The sequence below is a fragment of the Planococcus citreus genome, from assembly GCF_003664125.1.
Classification (GTDB): Bacteria; Bacillota; Bacilli; order Bacillales_A; family Planococcaceae; genus Planococcus; species Planococcus citreus.
This window is the reverse complement of sequence record NZ_RCCP01000001.1, coordinates 594,483-612,396: the sequence shown is the minus strand read 5'-3', so window position 1 is coordinate 612,396 and position 17,914 is coordinate 594,483. Positions and strand designations below refer to the sequence as shown.

General features: G+C 48.3%; 15 protein-coding genes. 12 read left to right on the top strand and 3 right to left on the bottom strand.

Annotated features, from left to right (window positions below):
- Window positions 1-37 precede the first annotated feature (37 nt).
- Entirely contained in the window at window positions 38-475 is a 438-nt protein-coding gene (locus DFR62_RS03155; protein WP_121298006.1) for a competence protein ComK, read from the bottom strand.
- Between the two features lie 240 nt (window positions 476-715).
- Here DFR62_RS03155 and DFR62_RS03150 point away from each other — a divergent pair, with 240 nt between their 5' ends.
- On the top strand, window positions 716-1,204 hold the full coding sequence (locus DFR62_RS03150) for a sigma-70 family RNA polymerase sigma factor (protein ID WP_121298004.1): 489 nt from the start codon (window positions 716-718) through the stop codon (window positions 1,202-1,204).
- 69 nt (window positions 1,205-1,273) lie between these two features.
- On the top strand, window positions 1,274-2,542 hold the full coding sequence (locus tag DFR62_RS03145; RefSeq protein WP_121298003.1) for an ATP-binding protein: 1,269 nt from the start codon (window positions 1,274-1,276) through the stop codon (window positions 2,540-2,542).
- A gap of 46 nt (window positions 2,543-2,588) precedes the next feature.
- Here the strand turns inward: DFR62_RS03145 and uvsE are convergent, their stop codons facing one another.
- Window positions 2,589-3,461, bottom strand: a complete 873-nt coding sequence (gene uvsE, locus DFR62_RS03140; RefSeq protein WP_121298001.1) for a UV DNA damage repair endonuclease UvsE — start codon at window positions 3,459-3,461, stop codon at window positions 2,589-2,591.
- 97 nt (window positions 3,462-3,558) lie between these two features.
- On the opposite strand from uvsE, the gene DFR62_RS03135 reads away from it, so the two are divergent.
- Entirely contained in the window at window positions 3,559-4,044 is a 486-nt protein-coding gene (locus DFR62_RS03135; protein ID WP_121297999.1) for an SRPBCC family protein, read from the top strand.
- A gap of 159 nt (window positions 4,045-4,203) precedes the next feature.
- Here the strand turns inward: DFR62_RS03135 and DFR62_RS03130 are convergent, their stop codons facing one another.
- Window positions 4,204-4,962, bottom strand: coding sequence for an NRDE family protein (locus DFR62_RS03130; RefSeq protein ID WP_121297998.1), 759 nt, complete (start codon window positions 4,960-4,962; stop codon window positions 4,204-4,206).
- Window positions 4,963-5,240: 278 nt separating this feature from the next.
- Between DFR62_RS03130 and DFR62_RS03125 the strand changes: the two genes are divergently transcribed.
- From DFR62_RS03125 to DFR62_RS03085, 9 genes are all read left to right on the top strand, one after another.
- Window positions 5,241-6,911 (top strand): diguanylate cyclase domain-containing protein, encoded by a 1,671-nt coding sequence (locus tag DFR62_RS03125; protein WP_121297997.1) that lies wholly within the window; start codon window positions 5,241-5,243, stop codon window positions 6,909-6,911.
- 383 nt (window positions 6,912-7,294) lie between these two features.
- Complete coding sequence (locus tag DFR62_RS03120; RefSeq protein WP_167456513.1) at window positions 7,295-10,477, top strand: ATP-binding protein; 3,183 nt, start codon at window positions 7,295-7,297, stop codon at window positions 10,475-10,477.
- Between the two features lie 18 nt (window positions 10,478-10,495).
- Window positions 10,496-11,188 (top strand): response regulator transcription factor, encoded by a 693-nt coding sequence (locus DFR62_RS03115; protein WP_121297994.1) that lies wholly within the window; start codon window positions 10,496-10,498, stop codon window positions 11,186-11,188.
- Window positions 11,189-11,408: 220 nt separating this feature from the next.
- Window positions 11,409-11,831 carry a DUF4870 domain-containing protein gene (locus DFR62_RS03110; RefSeq protein WP_121297993.1) on the top strand — a complete coding sequence of 141 codons (423 nt, stop codon included), beginning with the start codon at window positions 11,409-11,411 and terminating at the stop codon, window positions 11,829-11,831.
- Window positions 11,832-11,873: 42 nt separating this feature from the next.
- Window positions 11,874-12,662, top strand: coding sequence for a YveK family protein (locus tag DFR62_RS03105; protein ID WP_121297991.1), 789 nt, complete (start codon window positions 11,874-11,876; stop codon window positions 12,660-12,662).
- Entirely contained in the window at window positions 12,598-13,296 is a 699-nt protein-coding gene (locus DFR62_RS03100; protein ID WP_121297990.1) for a CpsD/CapB family tyrosine-protein kinase, read from the top strand. The genes DFR62_RS03105 and DFR62_RS03100 overlap by 65 nt, the downstream gene beginning before the upstream one ends.
- A gap of 36 nt (window positions 13,297-13,332) precedes the next feature.
- The gene (locus tag DFR62_RS03095; protein WP_121297988.1) at window positions 13,333-15,192 is read left to right on the top strand and encodes a polysaccharide biosynthesis protein; all 1,860 of its coding nucleotides are present in this window, start codon (window positions 13,333-13,335) and stop codon (window positions 15,190-15,192) included.
- Window positions 15,193-15,229: 37 nt separating this feature from the next.
- On the top strand, window positions 15,230-16,618 hold the full coding sequence (locus tag DFR62_RS03090) for a hypothetical protein (protein WP_135449705.1): 1,389 nt from the start codon (window positions 15,230-15,232) through the stop codon (window positions 16,616-16,618).
- Window positions 16,619-16,743: 125 nt separating this feature from the next.
- Window positions 16,744-17,856: an aminotransferase class I/II-fold pyridoxal phosphate-dependent enzyme gene (locus DFR62_RS03085; RefSeq protein WP_241663180.1), complete on the top strand. Its 1,113-nt coding sequence runs from the start codon at window positions 16,744-16,746 to the stop codon at window positions 17,854-17,856.
- The last annotated feature ends 58 nt before the right edge of the window (window positions 17,857-17,914 follow it).

The following is a 17,914-nucleotide window of genomic DNA, read 5'->3' as shown; positions in this document are numbered from 1 at the left end:
TATGGGTGCAGCTGATGGAAACACTGCTTGTTTATCATCAAAAAATTATTTCATGCAGCCGTTTCCTCTGTTTGGATAAGTTGTGGGTAGATGCGTCGACTTCTTTGGAGATCCCGAAGCGTTCGTAAATGATGCGTGTCCTGACGGAAGAGATGGCCTCCAGTTTATAGTGGTGATTGAAGATCCATACACATCCCAGTTGGCAAGGGGAATGAGTCGGGTAGGCGGCAAGACCGCCATTTGAGAATAGAATGATGTTCTTCCCATGTATCTTGAGGTTATGGCGCGTAGCCTTTACACGTCCGCCGTCAGGGATAGCGAACAACATGGATGCTTTATCGATCAAAGTTAGCAGCGGGTCGGGCGAATAGAAGACACCGTATGTAGTAGTGATGCGTGAACGCTTTCCTGTCTCGTACCATGATTCGAGGAATAAGACGTCCCGATCAACCCGCAAATCGCCGCAATTTTTCATTCCGTCTCTCTCCTTTTTGCATTGTGTGGAAATCGTATCATTTCTCTTTTAATGAATCAATAGTAATATGCAGATAATTGTAATTATTATGGAAATTATCAAAAACTTAAGTATTATAAAATGGGTTTATTATCCAATTTTAAAAGCATTGCTATTCGCTTTCCGACCTAGACTCAGCGGGGAAGCTTTCATAAGCTGTATTCACCCGGGAATAAACAGGACGTCCAGAAGGAAAAGAAGATGGAAGCTTTTACGGAAGTGGCAGACCAGTACGCGCCGATGATTTCATCGATTATCCGCAAATTGAATATTTACACCGATTATGATGCATTCCGCCAACTAGGGTTTATTGCGCTGTGGCAAGCGTGGGAAAAACATGATCCGGCAATCGGCCATTTTGCGCCGTTTGCCTATCGCAGCATTAAAGGTGCCATGAAAGACGAATTGACAAGGCGCCAAAAAGGAGGCAAGAAGGTCAAGAATTCCGATTTATTCCTTGAAGAGGAAGAAGCGGTGGAGTGGGTGGCTGAAAAGTTGCCGGACTGGCTGGATGCGGCTTTGTTGAGCCCGAAAGAACGGCGGCTGCTTCAAGAGATGTATATAGACGGCTACAGCCTGACAGAATTGCAAAAACATTATGGCGTCACATTATCCGGAATGAAAAAGCGCAGGGAACGGACCTTGACAAAGATACGGGCGGCAATTGACCATCCGTATAAAGATCGTTAAAAATAGCTGGAAGGTGAGGGGAAATTATCGGTATAATAGTAATCTGAAACGGGAAAGGGAGGTGCAGCCATGGAAGCGATGATGACCGGCATGATCAATAATATTTTCTTCATCATTTTTCCGATCATCCTCTATCAAATGTTCGCGACAGCCGGGCAGCGAAACTTCTTCGTCAGCCACAGGATCACCATGACGATCCTGTTTTCCATCTCCATCATCCTGTGCATGGTGTTTCCGTACCAATTTCTCACGGAAGATTATATATTCGACCTCCGGCAAGTACCGATGATTGTCGGAGCTTTATACGGCGGGCCCTTGGTCAGTGCGGTGCTGTTCATCGTATCGGCTATCGGGCGTATAGCCATTGGCGGGGACGGCATGTATATCGCGATTCTGAACCAGTTTTTATTAGCGGCCGGCGTGCCTTTGCTTGGGCCTCTTTACAGGAAAGTCAATCGGTGGTGGAAAGCGGTAGTCGTTTTCTCCATTTCAATCGCGTCCCTGTTATTCAACTTGTTTGCAGGTTATTTCTTCTTCGGGGATCCGATCCATAACCTGATCGGCATTTGGCTCATGCTCATGCTAAATCAAGGCGGTATCATCATCTTGACCGCTTTGCTCATCGAGCATCTGCAGAAACAGGAGTATTTATATAATTCGCTCATGCGCCATGAAAAGATGGAGACGGTCAGCCATTTCGCTGCGGCCGTATCCCATGAACTGCGCAATCCGCTGCAAAGCGTAAAAGGGTTTGTCCAGTTGCTTCAGGAATACGAATACCCGCGGGCGAAACAGTTGGAGTTCCAGCAAACCATCCTGGAAGAAATCAAAGTAGCCGAAGACTTGATCGATGATTATTTGATTTATGCAAAGCCGGCTTACGGTGAAATGAAACGCATCGAAGTGGAACCTGAACTATCCCATGTCATCAAAATCATGACGCCTTATGCCAATGCCAGGAATGTTGAAATTTTTGTGCAGGGCGCTGACGCTGCCAGCCCGATTTTGGGCGATTCCCAAAAACTCCATCAGGCGCTCGTGAACATTATCCGGAATGGCATTGAAGCGATGCCGGATGGCGGAAGGCTGCAGGTCGAGCTTGAGTCATCTACCCATACGGTTTGTGTGCATATCCAAGATGAAGGCGTGGGCATGACGAAAGAACAAGTCAAGCGTCTCGGGGAACCGTATTTCTCCAATAAGTCGAAAGGGACAGGGCTTGGTCTCATGGTCACTTACAGCATACTCAATCAAATGGGCGGAGATATTACCGTCGAATCGGAAGTCGGCAAAGGAACTAAATTTACATTGGAATTTCCGAAATTGCCGGCTGAATAAAAGAACCGCCTGGATAGCCGATTGACGGCTGTCCAGGCGGTTTTTGCTATTGGTTTTGGAGTTTGTGAAGAAACGGCAACACCGCTTGTTCCTTCAGCTTCGCTTCAAACATGATATCGACTTCATAGCCTTCGACAAGCTTCAGCAATTCAGCAAAATCCTCTTCTGAGATGAGGTCATGGTGACGCAGGTCGGTAAATCCTTCACGGCCGGTGCTGATGTGGATTTTCGGGCGGCCGTATCCTTCCCATGTAGCCAGGATTTCCGAGAAATCAACCGGCTCCCCGTCATTATTGCAATTATGGTGGTGAATATCGAAGCAAATCGGCACCTTGCACATGGCATGCACATCGAGCACATCGCGCAATGTGAAAGTTTTGTCATCATTTTCGAGCCTCAATCGCTGACGGATGCTATCGGACAACATCAAATAATTATCGGCAAAACGCCGTTTGGCAGTTTCTTTATCGCCATATGCCCCGCCTGTGTGCAGGATGATGTCTGTGCCGCCGAGCAATTGAATCAATTTGTCGTGGTATTCAAGGTCTTCAATCGATTTCCGGACTACTTCAGGTTTAGGTGAATTCAACACCGTGTACTGACCTGGATGTACAGAAACGCGTATTCCGTGTTCATCTACCAATCGGCGGATCTCTCCAGCTATCGCCAAAAAATCTTCATCTTCCCACCAGCGCCAATCATTGATTGGGTGTGTCGATAAGGGGACGATGGAACTTGAAGCGCGGTAAAAAAGAATGCCCTGCTCCAAATTCCAGCGAATGACTTCTAATGTGGTTTCCATATTTTGGATGGTCAATTCTTTGATCTTTTCGACGCCTTCTTTTTCGGCTGTGGCTAGACGCAATGTGCGAAAAACCGTTTTCAGCTCGGTGTTCATGCATGCATATCCTAATCTCATCGTTTTCAGCTCCTCCCGCACAATATACCCGATTTAAGTAGAAAACACACGGAACTTGGGTATACTATGAATAAAGACGAGTGGAGGAGGAATTTCAATGACAGCAGAAATCACTAAAAATCCTACCGGCTACAACGCCACATTCGACAGATACTTTGAGCATTCCCCAGAGCAAGTATGGGCAATGCTGACAGACAACCACAAAATCCATCGCTGGTTTTCAGGGCTTCAAATGGAAGAAGAAGGCGAATCTGGCCATCTGACACTGGAAATGGGCCATGGGAAAAAGAAAGAATTTCCTATTACCGACTATAAAAAAGGCGAGATTCTTGCATTTGAATGGGGAGACGACCATGTGCATTTTGAACTGAGCCCGGATGGCCAAGGCACGAGAGTGAAAATGGTCGAAACTTTACCGGATATTACAGATCAAACCCCGAAAGATGTTGCCGGGTGGCATGTGGCGCTGGATATTATGGAAGCCATTTTAGATGGCCATGGAATAGAGCGCACTTCTGAATGGGAGCGCTGGTATCCTGAATATAAGCGCTTGTTCGAAAGCATGGGCGTCGATTTTGCATAGGAGTTGAATTTAACCCCAAGCGGGTCATCCGCTTGGGGTTTCTTATGGGCTTATTTTATTGGAGATCATTTCTATGGAGAAGAGGAAAATGCATAAAGTTGCTTCCCGGAATTCAATGAGATCTCTAGAGACAGCTGTAAGCCTTGTTGATGGCCGTTTTCAGGGAATCTGGAATTCGTATTTGCGGTCTTCACGGAACTCGCCGTTTTCGTAGCTGCGTTCAGCGAAAGTGACAAGCCCGTCATGGCCGATGAGCAACACCGTTGCGGAACGCGTCCCGTAGTCAGGCATTTTGATGAACATGGGAGAAAGCGCTCGCTCCAAGTCCAGGCCGACTCCGGTTTTTGGAAGCATGTGGTCGGGCGCTTGTTCGGCATCCGCTAAGATTTCAAACAGCCGGTCAAGTTCCAATTGTTCATTCACCGATACGTAGGCTTCGAGTTTTTCTTTTCCGCGCTCGACTTTCGGCCAGGGCGTGTTCAGGAAATGATTGCTCAATCCATGAGTGCCGGGTGGAACTTTTACCGGTTCTCCGTGGATATTGTTGTAATAATAAAGCCCTTCGGCATCGCCGGCGATTAAATTGAATCCGGCATAATCCTGATCATTGATTGCCCGCAGATAATCTTCGGGGGAGATATGGCCATCAAGAAATTGAGTGACTAGTTCGCCGCGTGACTTGGCGCCAGCTGCCATATGTTCAGGGTCCCGGTAATTGGTTAGCGCAGCGAAACTGCCGGATTTATTCACGCCGAGCCAAGTGCCCATCTGGCTTAAATCACGGCCGGCGAGAATCCCGGGTAAGTCTTCCCAGAAATGGGCGGGCGCAGCAGGGCGGCCATAAAACTCATCGCGGTTCGCGGCGACAATCAGTTTGTAGCGGGGGTGCTGCTGGAATTGCAAATTGATCAAACACATAATGGATCCTCCTTAATCGATCCGGTTAGGAATCGAACACTGAAATCATTTAGCCGGATAAAGTTGATTTTATTATAGCGGATAAGGAGACTCTTGGCTCAAAGGGTGCTTGGCGGCTAGGCCAGTGGAACCAGCTGAATTGAAGGTGAAAAATAGTGGCGGCAAGCTTTTTAGCTAGGCGGAAAGTTCCTGCTGGATTGAAAATCTGATAAGATGTTAAAGAAGATAAAACAAGTTAAACAAGTCAGTGGCATTTCGGGGGAAGTGGGGTATTGTAGATGGGGAGCAAGCCTGAACGGTTGGCGTTGGAGCGTGTATTGCTCGAAGGTATAGAAGAGATGATTTTCATTGTCAGAGTCGAGCCGGATGCTTGGGTTTATGAATTCATCAACGAGGCGGTAAAAACCAATACTCAGTTGGATGGCTCCGTTCTTGGAAAGTCTTTCAGGGAAGTGCACGAACCAGAAATTGCCCGGCAGCTGAAACATTTCTATGAAAAGGCGTTGGCGGAAGGGGCGAGTATTTTTTATGAAGATTCTTACTATGCCCCGAACGGGGAGCTGCGTTACTCCAAGTCGCGCTTGACGCCGATGTTTGACAAAACCGGCCGTTGCAGCCATATCGTCAGCGTGGTCAATGACGTGACAGAAGAAAAGTTGGCAAAACATGCGCGGGAGGAAGCGCTGAACCGTTTGGAGGAAAGCAATGCCAAATACCGTTCCTTATTCGAAAGCAACGGCGATGCGGTATTCACTTTGACATTGGGTGGGCAGATCAATGGCGGGAACCGGATGGCCAGGGCGCTTGTCCAGCGGCCGATCAGTGAATTGGCTGGAAGGGATTTCTGCGGCTTGGTTGAGCAAAGCGAACGCGTGAGATCGAAAGAAATCTTCGAGGAAGCGGCAGCGGGTCTCTATAAAGACCACCGGCTGAGCCTGCAATCGAAGGATGGGAATGCTATCGGGTGTTTGGTGAAATTCATCCCGATCAGCGTCCAAGGCAGGGTAACGGGCTATTATATGATGGCGAAAAACATGACCGAGTTGGATAGGCTGGTCAGCAAGTATTTGGAAAGTGAGAAAAATTTCAGGGTGATCGCCGAAAATGTTTACGATGTAGTGGTCTTGATGAACAGGCAAAAGGAGTATTTATATGTATCCCCATCGAGCCAGGAGATTTTCGGCATTGCCTCCGAAGAAGCAGTTAAGCAGAAACCGTTCTTTAACGTGCATCCAGACGATTTAGCGCTTGTGGATCAGCAGTTTCAGGAGGCAGTGCAACAGGCGGGCCCATATTCCTTGCAGCTGCGCTTCGATCATCCGGGGCGTGGCTGGATTTGGGGGGAGATGAATGGGACCCCAGTCTACGATGAGGAAGGCGCATTCTCCCATATGGTCATGATTGTCCGTGACATTTCAGTACAGAAGAAATACGAAGCCCAATTGGAATATTATGCATTCCATGATTCCTTAACCGGGCTGCCGAACCGCCGCTATTTCCAGGAATATAGCCGCAACAAACTGAGAAATCAGGAGCAAACAGACGGGAAAATAGCCTTGGCTGTGTTGGATCTCGATGATTTCAAGCGCATTAATGATGATTATGGACATGATTTCGGGGACATGGTTTTGACGGAATTTGCAGTTCGCTTAGCCAAGTTGGAGAAGGCAGGCTACGTTGCTGCCAGGATGGGCGGTGATGAATTCGTCGTAATTCTGGAAGGTGTAACCACTAATTCAGAGGCGCTAGCAGCTGCTGAAAAAATCCGTGCGGAGCTTACAGGAGACTGGACCATCCAAGGCAATCTCGTTCCGGTCAATTTCAGCTTAGGGACAGCTATAGCCTTATCCGCAGAGGAAAGCATTTCCTCTATTCTAAGGCGGGCGGATAAGGCGATGTACCAAGCAAAAGGAAACGAAACCGATACAATTAAAATATTGCAGCCGTAAGCAGAAGCTTATGGCTTTTTTTAATGCTTTCGGACTAAGGGGAATAAAATGATGTAAAAACCATAGTTCTAAATATATATTTGAATATTCGGAAATTAAAATGGTTTTCTTTTCCTGTGATAAATGATATGATTTCGTTAAATCAATAAACCTAGTTAATATACATAATATGGATTAAAAAAATAAAAAATAAATCTTTTGCCTTAGGTCAAATGATTATTTTCTGCGTTTCGTTGTCGCATTCAACACAAGAGCTGCTGAAAACTGTAGATATCTGATAATTCGGATAAAAGAGGTGCTGTTCCATGGGTTATTCCAAGAGAAAGATAAACTCAGCTCTATTCTTTTTTCTCGTATGCTGTATGGCGCTTTCGGGTGCCGGCATGAATACTTCAGCCGATTCCGGCAATCTGCTCGTGCTGGATGATGCCCAGCAAGAAGTTGCTGCGGGCAGCCGGCTTTCTGTTCTGGAAGATGAATCAGGCAATCTGCAAATTGAAGATATCCAACAGCCGCCTCATGCTTGGAATTTTATGCCTGCTAGCAATAACCCGATGAATATCGGTTTTAGCTCATCAGTGTATTGGCTAATGCTGGAAGTGGGAAATATGGCTCATGCCGAGAAGGAATGGCTTCTCGAACTGGGATCTTCGAGCGTCGATCAAGTGAGTCTTTATACGGATGATGGCGAAGGAGGATTTACGGTAGTTCGCAGTGGCCAGGAGGCGGATACGGAAATTATCCATAGGACGGCAGTCTTTCCGATATCTCCGCCCACAGGCGAATCGGCCATTTACTGGATGCGCGTTGAATCTTCTGCGCCGATTCAATTGCCGGTTACCGTTTGGGAGCGGGAAGCGTTTGAGAGCCAGACCAGGCAACAGGTTGCGTTTGTCGGTGTGCTCGGTGGGCTTGGTTTAATGTTTTTGTTCTATTATGTCCACCGTTTCATCACAGTGCGGCAGCGCGCCTATTTGTATTTCGTCATTTATGCGATAACCGCCTTTTTCCTTTTTTCTTCTGCAGCGGGTTTGAGTCTTGATGTTATTTGGCCGGAGCTGGATTTATGGAATGGCTATAGTGTATTTTTCATTGTCGGGCTGTCTTCGCTGTCTGCGACACTGCTGACGGAAGGCTTATTGAATACGAAGCGCCATTTGCCTGAAACGGACCGGATGATCAAGGCATTGCTCCTATTCAATGCAGTAGTGTTAACCACTTTATTCATTTCGTTTGAATGGGCGAGGCTGCTGCTGACGCTGGCTCTTGGTGCGACATTGGTTGTCAGCCTGTTATTGGCAGTCTATGGGATGAAAAGGGGAGTGGTTCATGCCCGTTACTATCTGGTATCTTTGATCTTCTTTTTAGCCGCTGTCTTATTTAATGCACTTTACGTTTCAGGGGTCTTGCCGATTACCATGGCGGCCCAAGGCTTGATTTTCTTCTTAGGGGTCTTCGCTGTCCTGTTCGCTGCATTGGCGCTGAGAGACAAAGAGAAAATCAGGGAACAAGAAAGGCTTCAGCGCGAGCGCAGTTCCGTTGAACGGCAGCGCATTGAAATCGAGCGGCTTCGTCAAGTCAATGAACGTAAAGATGAGTTACTTGCGATCACTTCCCATAGCTTGCGCACGCCGCTTTACGGAATGGTTGGAATTGCAGAATCCCTTCAAGAATCAGCCTATAGCAAAATGCCGCCTTCTGTTATCCAGCAATTGGAGACGATTTCTGAGAGCGGTAAAAAGCTGGCGCGGATGATCAATGAAACATTGGATTTTTCAGGCCCGAAACACCACATGCTATCTTTGCATCTGGAGAAAGTGAAACTGCCGGGCGTTGCGGATTCCGTGATTCGGTTGTGCACCCCTTTGCTGAAATCGAGCGAAGTTAGCTTAAAGCACACAATTCCCGCTGACTTCCCGGAAGCAATCGCTGATCCCGAACGGGTGCGCCAAGTACTCTATAATCTTGTCGGCAATGCGGTGGAGCATACAGATAGTGGAGAAATCATCATTACTGCAAAAATCATCAAAAAACAAGTCGCCATTACGGTCAAAGACACTGGAAGTGGAATGGAAGAAGAGCAACTGGATCGTTTGTTTGAACCGATCGGCAATTCAACAACACCACATCTAGGCATCGGGATGGGGCTGAAAATCACCAAAAGGCTTGTGGAAATGCAGGGGGGCTGGCTTAAAGCGGAATCGGCCCCTGGGAAAGGCTCTTCTTTTACCTTCACGCTGCCGCTTACAGAAGAAGAACGGGAACAGGAATCCACGCCCCCGACAGAAATCAGGGAACTGACGGCTTCGCAACTGGCAGATTCGCTGGTCAAGGAAAAGAATGTCAGGAAAGGGTTACGCATTTTGGTCGTAGAGGCGGAGGAAGTCAACCGGTTGATGCTGATCCATCAGCTTAAAGGAGAAGGGTATAAGGCGGAAGGCGTCAGCTGTGGCGAAGAAGCGCTCGTGCATTTGGAGAATCGGCCGGCGGATTTGGTCATTCTCGACGACGAGCTTGCGGATATGGCAGGAGACGAATTATGCCGCCGCATCCGGGTCAATGCGACTCTGACGGAATTGCCGATTTTGATGTTGTCCGACAAGGAAAGTGTCAGGGAAAAAACGAATGCGTTCAGTGCAGGGGCCAACGATTATTTAGTGAAACCATGCGATGTCGAAGAATTTTTGATGAGAGTGGAAACGCTTGCTACGCTTCGCAGCATGACACAGGAAATCACCAATTTGAATTTCTTCCTTGAACGCAACGTCAAAGAGCGGACGATGGCTTTGGAGATCACCAATATGAACTTATTGACGGTGAATGACGAAATCCAGGAAGTCGAGAAATCCCGCAATGAGATGCTGTCGGCGATTTCGCATGAACTGGGCACACCAATCACCTTGATCCATAGCTATATCCAGGCTGTAAAAGAGAGTTTGATCGAGGAAAACAATCCCCGGTATTTGGATATGATCCACAAAAAACTTTTATTGCTCGAGCGTTTGACGGAAGACCTAGTCGAACTGTCGAAATACAAATCCGGCAATATGACGTTGCGTTTCGGGGAATTGAAGCTTGATGAGTGGCTGGGGCGGATTGCGGCATCAATGGAAGCGGATCTTGCGCAAAGCGGCAGGCGCTTCCGATTCGAAGGGCCAAGTGGAAAAGAACGGCCAGCTGATTGGCGGCTTTTGGTCGACGTGGACCGTGTCGACCAAGTTTTCTCGAATTTATTGTGGAACGCGGTCAAGCACACATCGCCGGAAGAAGGGCGCATCACTTTATCGACAAGCATCCGGGCAAGCGCACATGTACTGGACGAAACGGAAGCGGACGGCGAATTGATCATCCGTGTAGAAGATAATGGATGCGGAATTCAAAAAGAGGCGTTGCCGCATATATTCGACCGGTTTTTCAAAATCGATGAATCGATCCATTATAAAGGAAGCGGACTTGGTCTTGCGATTGCCAAAGAAATCATCCAATCACATAAAGGCGAAATCTGGGCAGAAAGCGAAGAAGGCGCAGGCAGCACATTCATCATTGCCCTGCCCTTGAGATACTAACACATGGGAGGGATTTTCATGAACAGTGCGACTGTATTGATTGTCGAAGACGAAGACGGCATCCGCGAATTGATGCGTTTGTTCCTGGTAAAGAAAGGCTATGAAATCATCGAGGCGGAAGATGGCTATGAAGCGATGGACGTGCTGTCGAAAGAAACTCCGGACCTGATCTTGCTGGATATCGAAATGCCTGGCATGAGCGGCTTGGAATTGTGCGAGAAAATCCGGATACGCACCAAGACGCCGATCCTTTTCGTCAGCTATAGGAAAGAACTCGCCTATAAAATCCAAGGGCTGGAAGTGGGCGGCGATGATTATATCACCAAACCCTTCGATTTCACAGAGTTGGAAGCGCGCGTCAAAGCGATCCTGCGCCGCAATGGCTGGAAGAGCGGGGAAGAGGATAAGCTATCGATCCTGAAATTCGGCGACCTTCATATCCATGTCGATTCACGCGAGCTGTATGTGAAGGGCAAGCCCGTGAAACTTTACCATAAAGAATTTCAATTATTGCTCTTGATGGCCCAAACGCCGAACCGCGTCTGGACAGCCGAGCAATTATACGACCAAGTGTGGGGCTATTATTCAGAAGGCGATGTCCAAACCGTCAAGGTCCACATCAGCAACCTGCGCCGGAAAGTGGAGAACGATCCGGCAACTCCGCGGTATATCCAGACAGTCCGGGGATTCGGGTATAAGTTCACCAATTGAAGATGGAAAGGCCGATCATATTGCCGAAGAGGCGAACGGGTCGGCTTTTTTATTTGCGGAAAATCCCGTGGAACTTTGCGCATAAGCACGACGAAAGCGCCATTATAAATTAATTTATTAGATAAATAAAACTAGTGAAACTATTTAACTTTGTTTTAACCTGCTCTCTTTAGTATGGGTCTTAACCGATAGGAAGACAGATATCAAGGAGGAAAAGCAGATGATTGAGAACAAAATCAAGATGACGAATGAACCGCCTGTCAATTTTGAGCAGCAAACCGTCTTCAAGCAGAGCCGGGAAGCCCCAAGCACACAGCCTTCCATCACTGGGCTTGGCCTTTCGGAAAATGTAGCGGGGTCGCTTGCGTATTTGCTCGGGTTTTTCTCGGGTTTCATCCTATTGATGGTTGAGCGGGAAAACCGTTTCGTCCGTTACCACGCTTTCCAGTCCGTATACGTCTCGATTCTTTTTTTCACATTGTTTACAGCAGCCGGCATGATGCCGATGACAGGATGGGTGGCCGAAGTGCTATTGATGCCGATCGGCTTAGTGCTATGGATCATCCTCATGTTGAACGCACACAACGGCAAAGCGCTGCGCCTGTGGATCATCGGCCGCTTTGCAGAAAAACAGCTCCATTGAACAAGCAAAATCACCCCGTACATGGGGATATGAGGTGAAGACATGGAAAGTACATTCAATATGAAAGAATTTTTCAAGAACTTGAAGAAACGCCTGCCGCTCATCATCGCGATGACTGTCGCTTTTGTCGCCATCGCGGCAGCTGTCAGTTATTTATGGATGAAGCCGGTCTATCAGGCATCGACTCAGATCCTCGTCAATAAAGCCCCGGCAAATGCCCAGGAGTTCAGCATGCAGGATATCGATACGAATCTTCAATTGATCAGCACCTATAACGTTATCATCAAGAGCCCGGCGATTTTGACAGAAGTCATCAATGAACTCGGGCTTAACGAAACGGTGCAGTCATTGAACGAACGGATTGAAGTCTCCAGCATCGAGGATTCACAAGTCGTGACGCTAGAAGTCGAAGACGGTTCGATGCAACAGGCGGTATTGATCGCCAATACGACCGCCAAAGTGTTTGAACAGGAAATCCGCAATTTGATGCGTGTCGACAATGTCAGCATACTCGCCCCTGCCACTATGCCTGCAAGCCCTGAGCCGGTCAAGCCGGATCCGCTGTTCAATATGGCCGTCGGTGCGATCATCGGATTCATGCTCGGAACTGGACTTGCGATTGTCCTCGATCAATTGAACACGACGGTGCGCACGGAAGAAGATATCGATGAACTGCTTGGCCTGCAAGTGCTCGGCGTGGTAAGCCCGGTCGGCGACTTGGACAGAACGGATAAACCATCGAAACATACTGACAGAATGGAGTTGGATGAGAATGTTGAACCAGACAGCGTCAAAACGGCCGCTCGCCCGAAAGTTGGTAGCACGTATTAAGCCGAATTCGGTGATCAGCGAACAATACCGTACGATCCGCACGACCATCAACTTTTCCTTGCCAGGAAACGAAATGAAGACTTTATTGTTCACTTCCGCTTCGAAAGAGGAAGGGAAATCGACGACTTCAGCCAATATGGCCGTCGTCTTTGCGGAATCCGGAAAAAAAGTGCTGCTCGTCGATGCGGATATGCGGAAACCGACTTTGCATCATACCTTCAATTTGAACAATCATATCGGCTTGTCGAATTTATTGGTCGGCAAAGGGGAGCTTGAGCAAAGTGTGCGCGATAGCGGCATCCGTGGCCTGGAACTGCTGACATCAGGGCAGATTCCGCACAATCCGGCAGAACTACTGGATTCACCGATGCTGGATCGATTGGTCGTTGAGATGAAGGAACGCTACGATTTGATCATCTTCGATTCGCCGCCGATCCTATCGGTGACGGATTCCAAGATCCTGGCGAATAAATGCGATGGCACGGTGCTCGTCGTCAATACTGGAAAAACCGAAAAGCAAAGCGCAATCAAGGCGCGCGACAGCCTAGCGACTTCCAAAGCTTATATCGTTGGAGTCGTGATGAATAATTACAAACTCAGCAAGGACCATTATTACAGCCATGACTACAACTAATAAGGGGTACCTGCGCGAGGTGAAGGAGCTAATGACATGACGATTACTAAACGCTATACTTCATTGTTCATAATCGACTCGCTGATCATCCTCTCAGCAACGTATCTCTGTTATTTGTTTTTGCTGCCGTTCGACAACATCATGTCAAACCGCCTGCTATTGCTGATGACAATTACATTGTTCATTGCCCATCATTCCTTTGCCTGGCATTACGGGCTATACCGAAAAGTGTGGGCATACGCTTCAGTCCACGAGCTGAAGTCGATCGTTAAAGCGGTCACTTTGACGATGTTCGTCGCGACAGTGATGCAGTATATCCAGACCGGCGGGGTGTTTGTCCGGATCCTAGCGCTGACATGGATGTTCCTCATTCTATTCCTCGGGGCATCGCGTTTTTCATTCCGCTTGTATCATGAGCGCGAGCCGCGTAAAGGTGAAGGGCAATTAAGCCGCACGATTGTTGTCGGTGCGGGTGAAGCTGGGCGCATGATTGTCCGGCAGATGAAGCAGAATCCGCAATGGGGACGAAAGCCGATTCTTTTCATTGATGATGACCGGACAAAATGGGGTCTGGAGATATTTGGATTAGGAGTGGCGGGGCCGATTTCTGAAATTCCGCGTTTGGCCGCACACAACGAGATTGACCAGATTGTCATTGCCATTCCCTCGCTGTCGAAGAGGGAAATGGCTGAAGTGACAACACTGTGCATTGAAACCGGACTTAAAGTACAGACGATTCCGCGAATTGAAGATCTGATGGTCGGCAAAGTCAAAGTCAGTGATATCCGTGACGTGAAAATCGAGGATCTTCTTGGCCGCGAAGAGGTTCGCCTGGATATGGAAGCATTGACTGAAAAAATCGCAGGAAAGAGCATTATGGTCACTGGCGCCGGTGGATCAATCGGTTCAGAGATATGCCGCCAGATCAGTGTTTTCAAACCGGCGCGCCTCCTTTTGCTTGGCCATGGCGAAAACTCGATTTACACGATCGACCGTGAGTTGCGTGCAAAAGTGCCGCAAGAAATCGATATTGTCCCGATCATTGCGGATATCCAGGACCGTGAACGGATTTTTGAAATGGTCGGTAAATTCAAGCCGGATATCATTTATCACGCCGCAGCCCATAAGCATGTGCCATTAATGGAAGCGAATCCGCTTGAAGCGGTGAAGAACAACATTTTCGGGACAAAGAATGTGGCAGAAGCGGCAGATCGCCACGGCGTCGGCAATTTCGTCATGATTTCTACCGATAAAGCCGTCAATCCCCCGAATATCATGGGAGCTTCTAAACGATTTGCGGAAATGATCGTCCAGAATTTAGCGGTTTCTTCTGATACGACATTCGCCGCAGTGCGATTCGGCAATGTACTCGGCTCTAGAGGAAGTGTCGTGCCGCTGTTCCGTGAACAAATCGCGAAAGGCGGCCCGGTCACTATCACTGATCCGAAAATGACCCGCTATTTCATGACGATTCCGGAAGCTTCCCGCCTGGTGATCCAGGCAGGCATGCTCGCATCCGGCGGTGAAGTGTTTGTGCTGGACATGGGAGAACCAGTGAAAATCGTCGACTTAGCCCGCAACATGATCCGTTTGTCCGGCTTTGAAGAGGATGAGATTCAAATCAAGTACACGGGCATGCGGCCGGGTGAAAAACTCTATGAGGAATTGCTGGATCCGAGTGAAATCCAATCGGAAAAAGTGTTTGCGAAAATCCATATCGGCAAAGCCACACCGATCAGCCAAGTGGAAATTAGCCGGATTTTGAAGAAGCTTCCTGAAATGGAAGAACAGGAAATCCGCGACACTTTGTTGAAACTCGCGAATCGCCCGAAAGAAGACAAGGTAAAAGAAACAGCTTGGAAAGAACAATGGAAGATCGAAGGGGGATTGGCCTGATTACAGTTTCTGCCTAGAAGCGCAGGGGGGATGCAAAGTGAAGCTGCTATCAACGGAACTGTATGGGAATTCTCCCGTCTACCTCCAAAGTCTGTTGCTCAGTTTACGTGAATATGCCAATTCACGTAAAAGGTATGGCATGGGCTATTATCGCTTTCTTCATCAACTTTCGGGCATGGACGAGAATGACCGGCAATCAGAGGAGCGGTATCAAGACCAGGAACTTCGCTCGCTTCTCCGCCATGCTGCTGAGCATAGTGCATTTTACCGGGATTTTTATGGGGAGGACTTGGCTGATATCCGAGTTGCCAGTGATTTAAGACAGCTTCCGGTTATCGAAGAGGAGCTTTTTAATGAGCGGATTGATGAAATCCGTACGCAAAACGGCCGCAAGAAAAGGGCGGAACCTGAAATCTCAGAACCAGGCCAATTACCACGTTTATGGCTGAACAATTTGGATCTGCAAAAACAAACCGCAGCAATGGACCATTTCAAGAAGCAGCATGGGGCAATCAACCTGGACATGAAGCGTGCGACATTCTACCGTGGGGATTTTGTTCCTATCGGCCAGAAAGAAGGTGCGTTCTGGCGTGATATTTACTATCTCAACCAGCGCCTATATTCAGCCCATCATTGCACGGAGCCTTATCTTTCAGCTGTGGTCCGCAACTTGAATGATTTCGGTCCTGATTTCATCGATGGTTTATTTGAATCGATCGTAACGATAGCCCGTTTCATCAACGATCACCGGCTTCTATTGGATTTTCAAGCTGTGGCCGTTTTTGTGGAAACGGGAATATTGTCTGAAAGCGAACGATTGGAGATCGAAAGCGCGTTTGGTTGCCCTGTCCGCAGGTGGAGCATGGCAACCGAACGTTCCCCATTTCTTTCTGAATGTGCTGTCGGGAATCTGCACTTCAATATGCGGACAGGGGTGTTGGAGTTTACCGACAAAGGCGAAGTTCTCTTGACCCGCTTCCATACAAAAGGGACGCCGCTGATCCGGCTGAAGATTCAAGAACAGTGGATGCCGGTGCATTGTGCATGTCCATGCGGCAGTGTGCATCCGGTAGTCCGCAAGCCGTTCAAGCCAATATCTGGCTTTTTGCAATCGAGGAGCAGAGGCAAGGTGACAAGTTTGTATTTAGCCACGGTGCAAGGGAAATTCCAGCAAGCTGCGCCTTCCATGCAGTTCGTCCAGAACTCTCTGGATGCGATTGAAATATGGCTCAGTGGAACCGATTTCGTTCCTCCGCAACTTGAACAAGATATTATCCAGGAAATGGAAGTTATATTCGGTGAGGATATGATTTTTACGGTGAAAGGCCGCTCGAATGGCCTGTCGGAAGAAACCGGTCCTGCCGGCTTGATTATCAATAATTTGCAATTCCCGCGAACTTGCCAAAGTGATTACAGCACGGACTGAACGTGCGAAGAAAGAAGAGGAGGCTGTTGTACATGAACATTCGACAGGATGCAGGAACATCGGTTGTGCCCTTTCCGGTTCCGGTTAAAGAAACAGGTGATAGGATTTTTCTTTCTGCCCCGCACATGACGGGAAATGAGCAGAAGTATATCAGCGAGGCGTTCGAGTCCAATTGGATTGCGCCGATGGGGGCGAATGTCAATCAGTTCGAAGCAGAAATAGCGGCGTATGCCACGACTCAGGCAGCGGCTGCTTTATCTTCAGGGACTGCCGCAATCCATTTGGCTTTACAACTATTGGGCATCGGTAAAGGAGACCGTGTTTTCTGTTCCAGTTTGACGTTTGTGGCGAGTGCCAATCCGATTCTCTACGCTGGGGCGGAACCTGTCTTTATCGATTCAGAAGAAGAAACGTGGAATATGTCTCCCTGGGCGCTGCAGAAAGCATTCGCGGCTGCAGAACAAGAGGGCAAACTTCCAAAAGCGGTGATTATTGTACATATATATGGACAAAGCGCCCGCATGGATGAACTTCTTGCCCTTTGTAATCATTACGGGGTGCCCATCATCGAAGATGCAGCGGAATCGCTTGGTTCCACTTATAAAGGCAAGAAAACGGGAAGTCTCGGAACATACGGAATTTATTCATTCAATGGCAATAAGATCATTACGACGTCCGGAGGCGGCATGTTAGTGTCAAATGACAGAAAAGGAGTGGCGCAAGCACGGTTTCTCGCTTCCCAGGCGAAAGATAACGCCCCATTTTATGAACATAGCCGTGTCGGATATAATTACCGGATGAGCAATGTGCTGGCAGGCGTCGGGCGTGCCCAACTTGAGGCAATCGAACTGCGCGTCTCGGCCCGCCGAGCTGTCTTCGGCCGCTATGTTTCTGCGCTCGGCAAGCATGAAGCGGTGAAATTCCAGCCCGAACTTGAAGGTACCCGTTCGAACCGCTGGTTGACAGTCATGCTGCTTGACCCCGCTAGAACCGACCGGTCGCCGGATTATATCCGTGAATGGCTGGAATCGGAAAATATCGAATCGCGCCGTGTATGGAAGCCGCTTCATCTGCAGCCATTGTTTGCGGGCTGCAAATTCTATTCGCATAATCCGCATGGCAAAACGGCTGTCAGCGAAAAATTATTTGCGGAAGGGCTTTGCCTGCCTTCAGGATCTGATTTGCAACCAGAGCAGCAACAACGCATCATCGGGCTGCTTGAAGAAATCTTAGCTTAAACGCCCTTAGACGGAGCCGCATTTTGGTGGTACGATTAGTACGAAATCAAAAGACGGT

Excerpts from the sequence above, each read along its gene's own strand:
- DFR62_RS03105 (WP_121297991.1), top strand. The coding sequence starts at position 11,874 with ATGGAAAGTACATTCAATATGAAAGAATTTTTCAAGAACTTGAAGAAA.
- DFR62_RS03120 (WP_167456513.1), top strand. The coding sequence starts at position 7,295 with ATGAATACTTCAGCCGATTCCGGCAATCTGCTCGTGCTGGATGATGCC.
- DFR62_RS03150 (WP_121298004.1), top strand. The coding sequence starts at position 716 with ATGGAAGCTTTTACGGAAGTGGCAGACCAGTACGCGCCGATGATTTCA.
- DFR62_RS03145 (WP_121298003.1), top strand. The coding sequence starts at position 1,274 with ATGGAAGCGATGATGACCGGCATGATCAATAATATTTTCTTCATCATT.
- DFR62_RS03110 (WP_121297993.1), top strand. The coding sequence starts at position 11,409 with ATGATTGAGAACAAAATCAAGATGACGAATGAACCGCCTGTCAATTTT.
- DFR62_RS03125 (WP_121297997.1), top strand. The coding sequence starts at position 5,241 with ATGGGGAGCAAGCCTGAACGGTTGGCGTTGGAGCGTGTATTGCTCGAA.
- DFR62_RS03085 (WP_241663180.1), top strand. The coding sequence starts at position 16,744 with ATGACGGGAAATGAGCAGAAGTATATCAGCGAGGCGTTCGAGTCCAAT.
- DFR62_RS03095 (WP_121297988.1), top strand. The coding sequence starts at position 13,333 with ATGACGATTACTAAACGCTATACTTCATTGTTCATAATCGACTCGCTG.
- DFR62_RS03135 (WP_121297999.1), top strand. The coding sequence starts at position 3,559 with ATGACAGCAGAAATCACTAAAAATCCTACCGGCTACAACGCCACATTC.
- DFR62_RS03100 (WP_121297990.1), top strand. The coding sequence starts at position 12,598 with ATGAGAATGTTGAACCAGACAGCGTCAAAACGGCCGCTCGCCCGAAAG.
- DFR62_RS03130 (WP_121297998.1), bottom strand. The coding sequence starts at position 4,962 with ATGTGTTTGATCAATTTGCAATTCCAGCAGCACCCCCGCTACAAACTG.
- DFR62_RS03115 (WP_121297994.1), top strand. The coding sequence starts at position 10,496 with ATGAACAGTGCGACTGTATTGATTGTCGAAGACGAAGACGGCATCCGC.
- uvsE (WP_121298001.1), bottom strand. The coding sequence starts at position 3,461 with ATGAGATTAGGATATGCATGCATGAACACCGAGCTGAAAACGGTTTTT.
- DFR62_RS03155 (WP_121298006.1), bottom strand. The coding sequence starts at position 475 with ATGAAAAATTGCGGCGATTTGCGGGTTGATCGGGACGTCTTATTCCTC.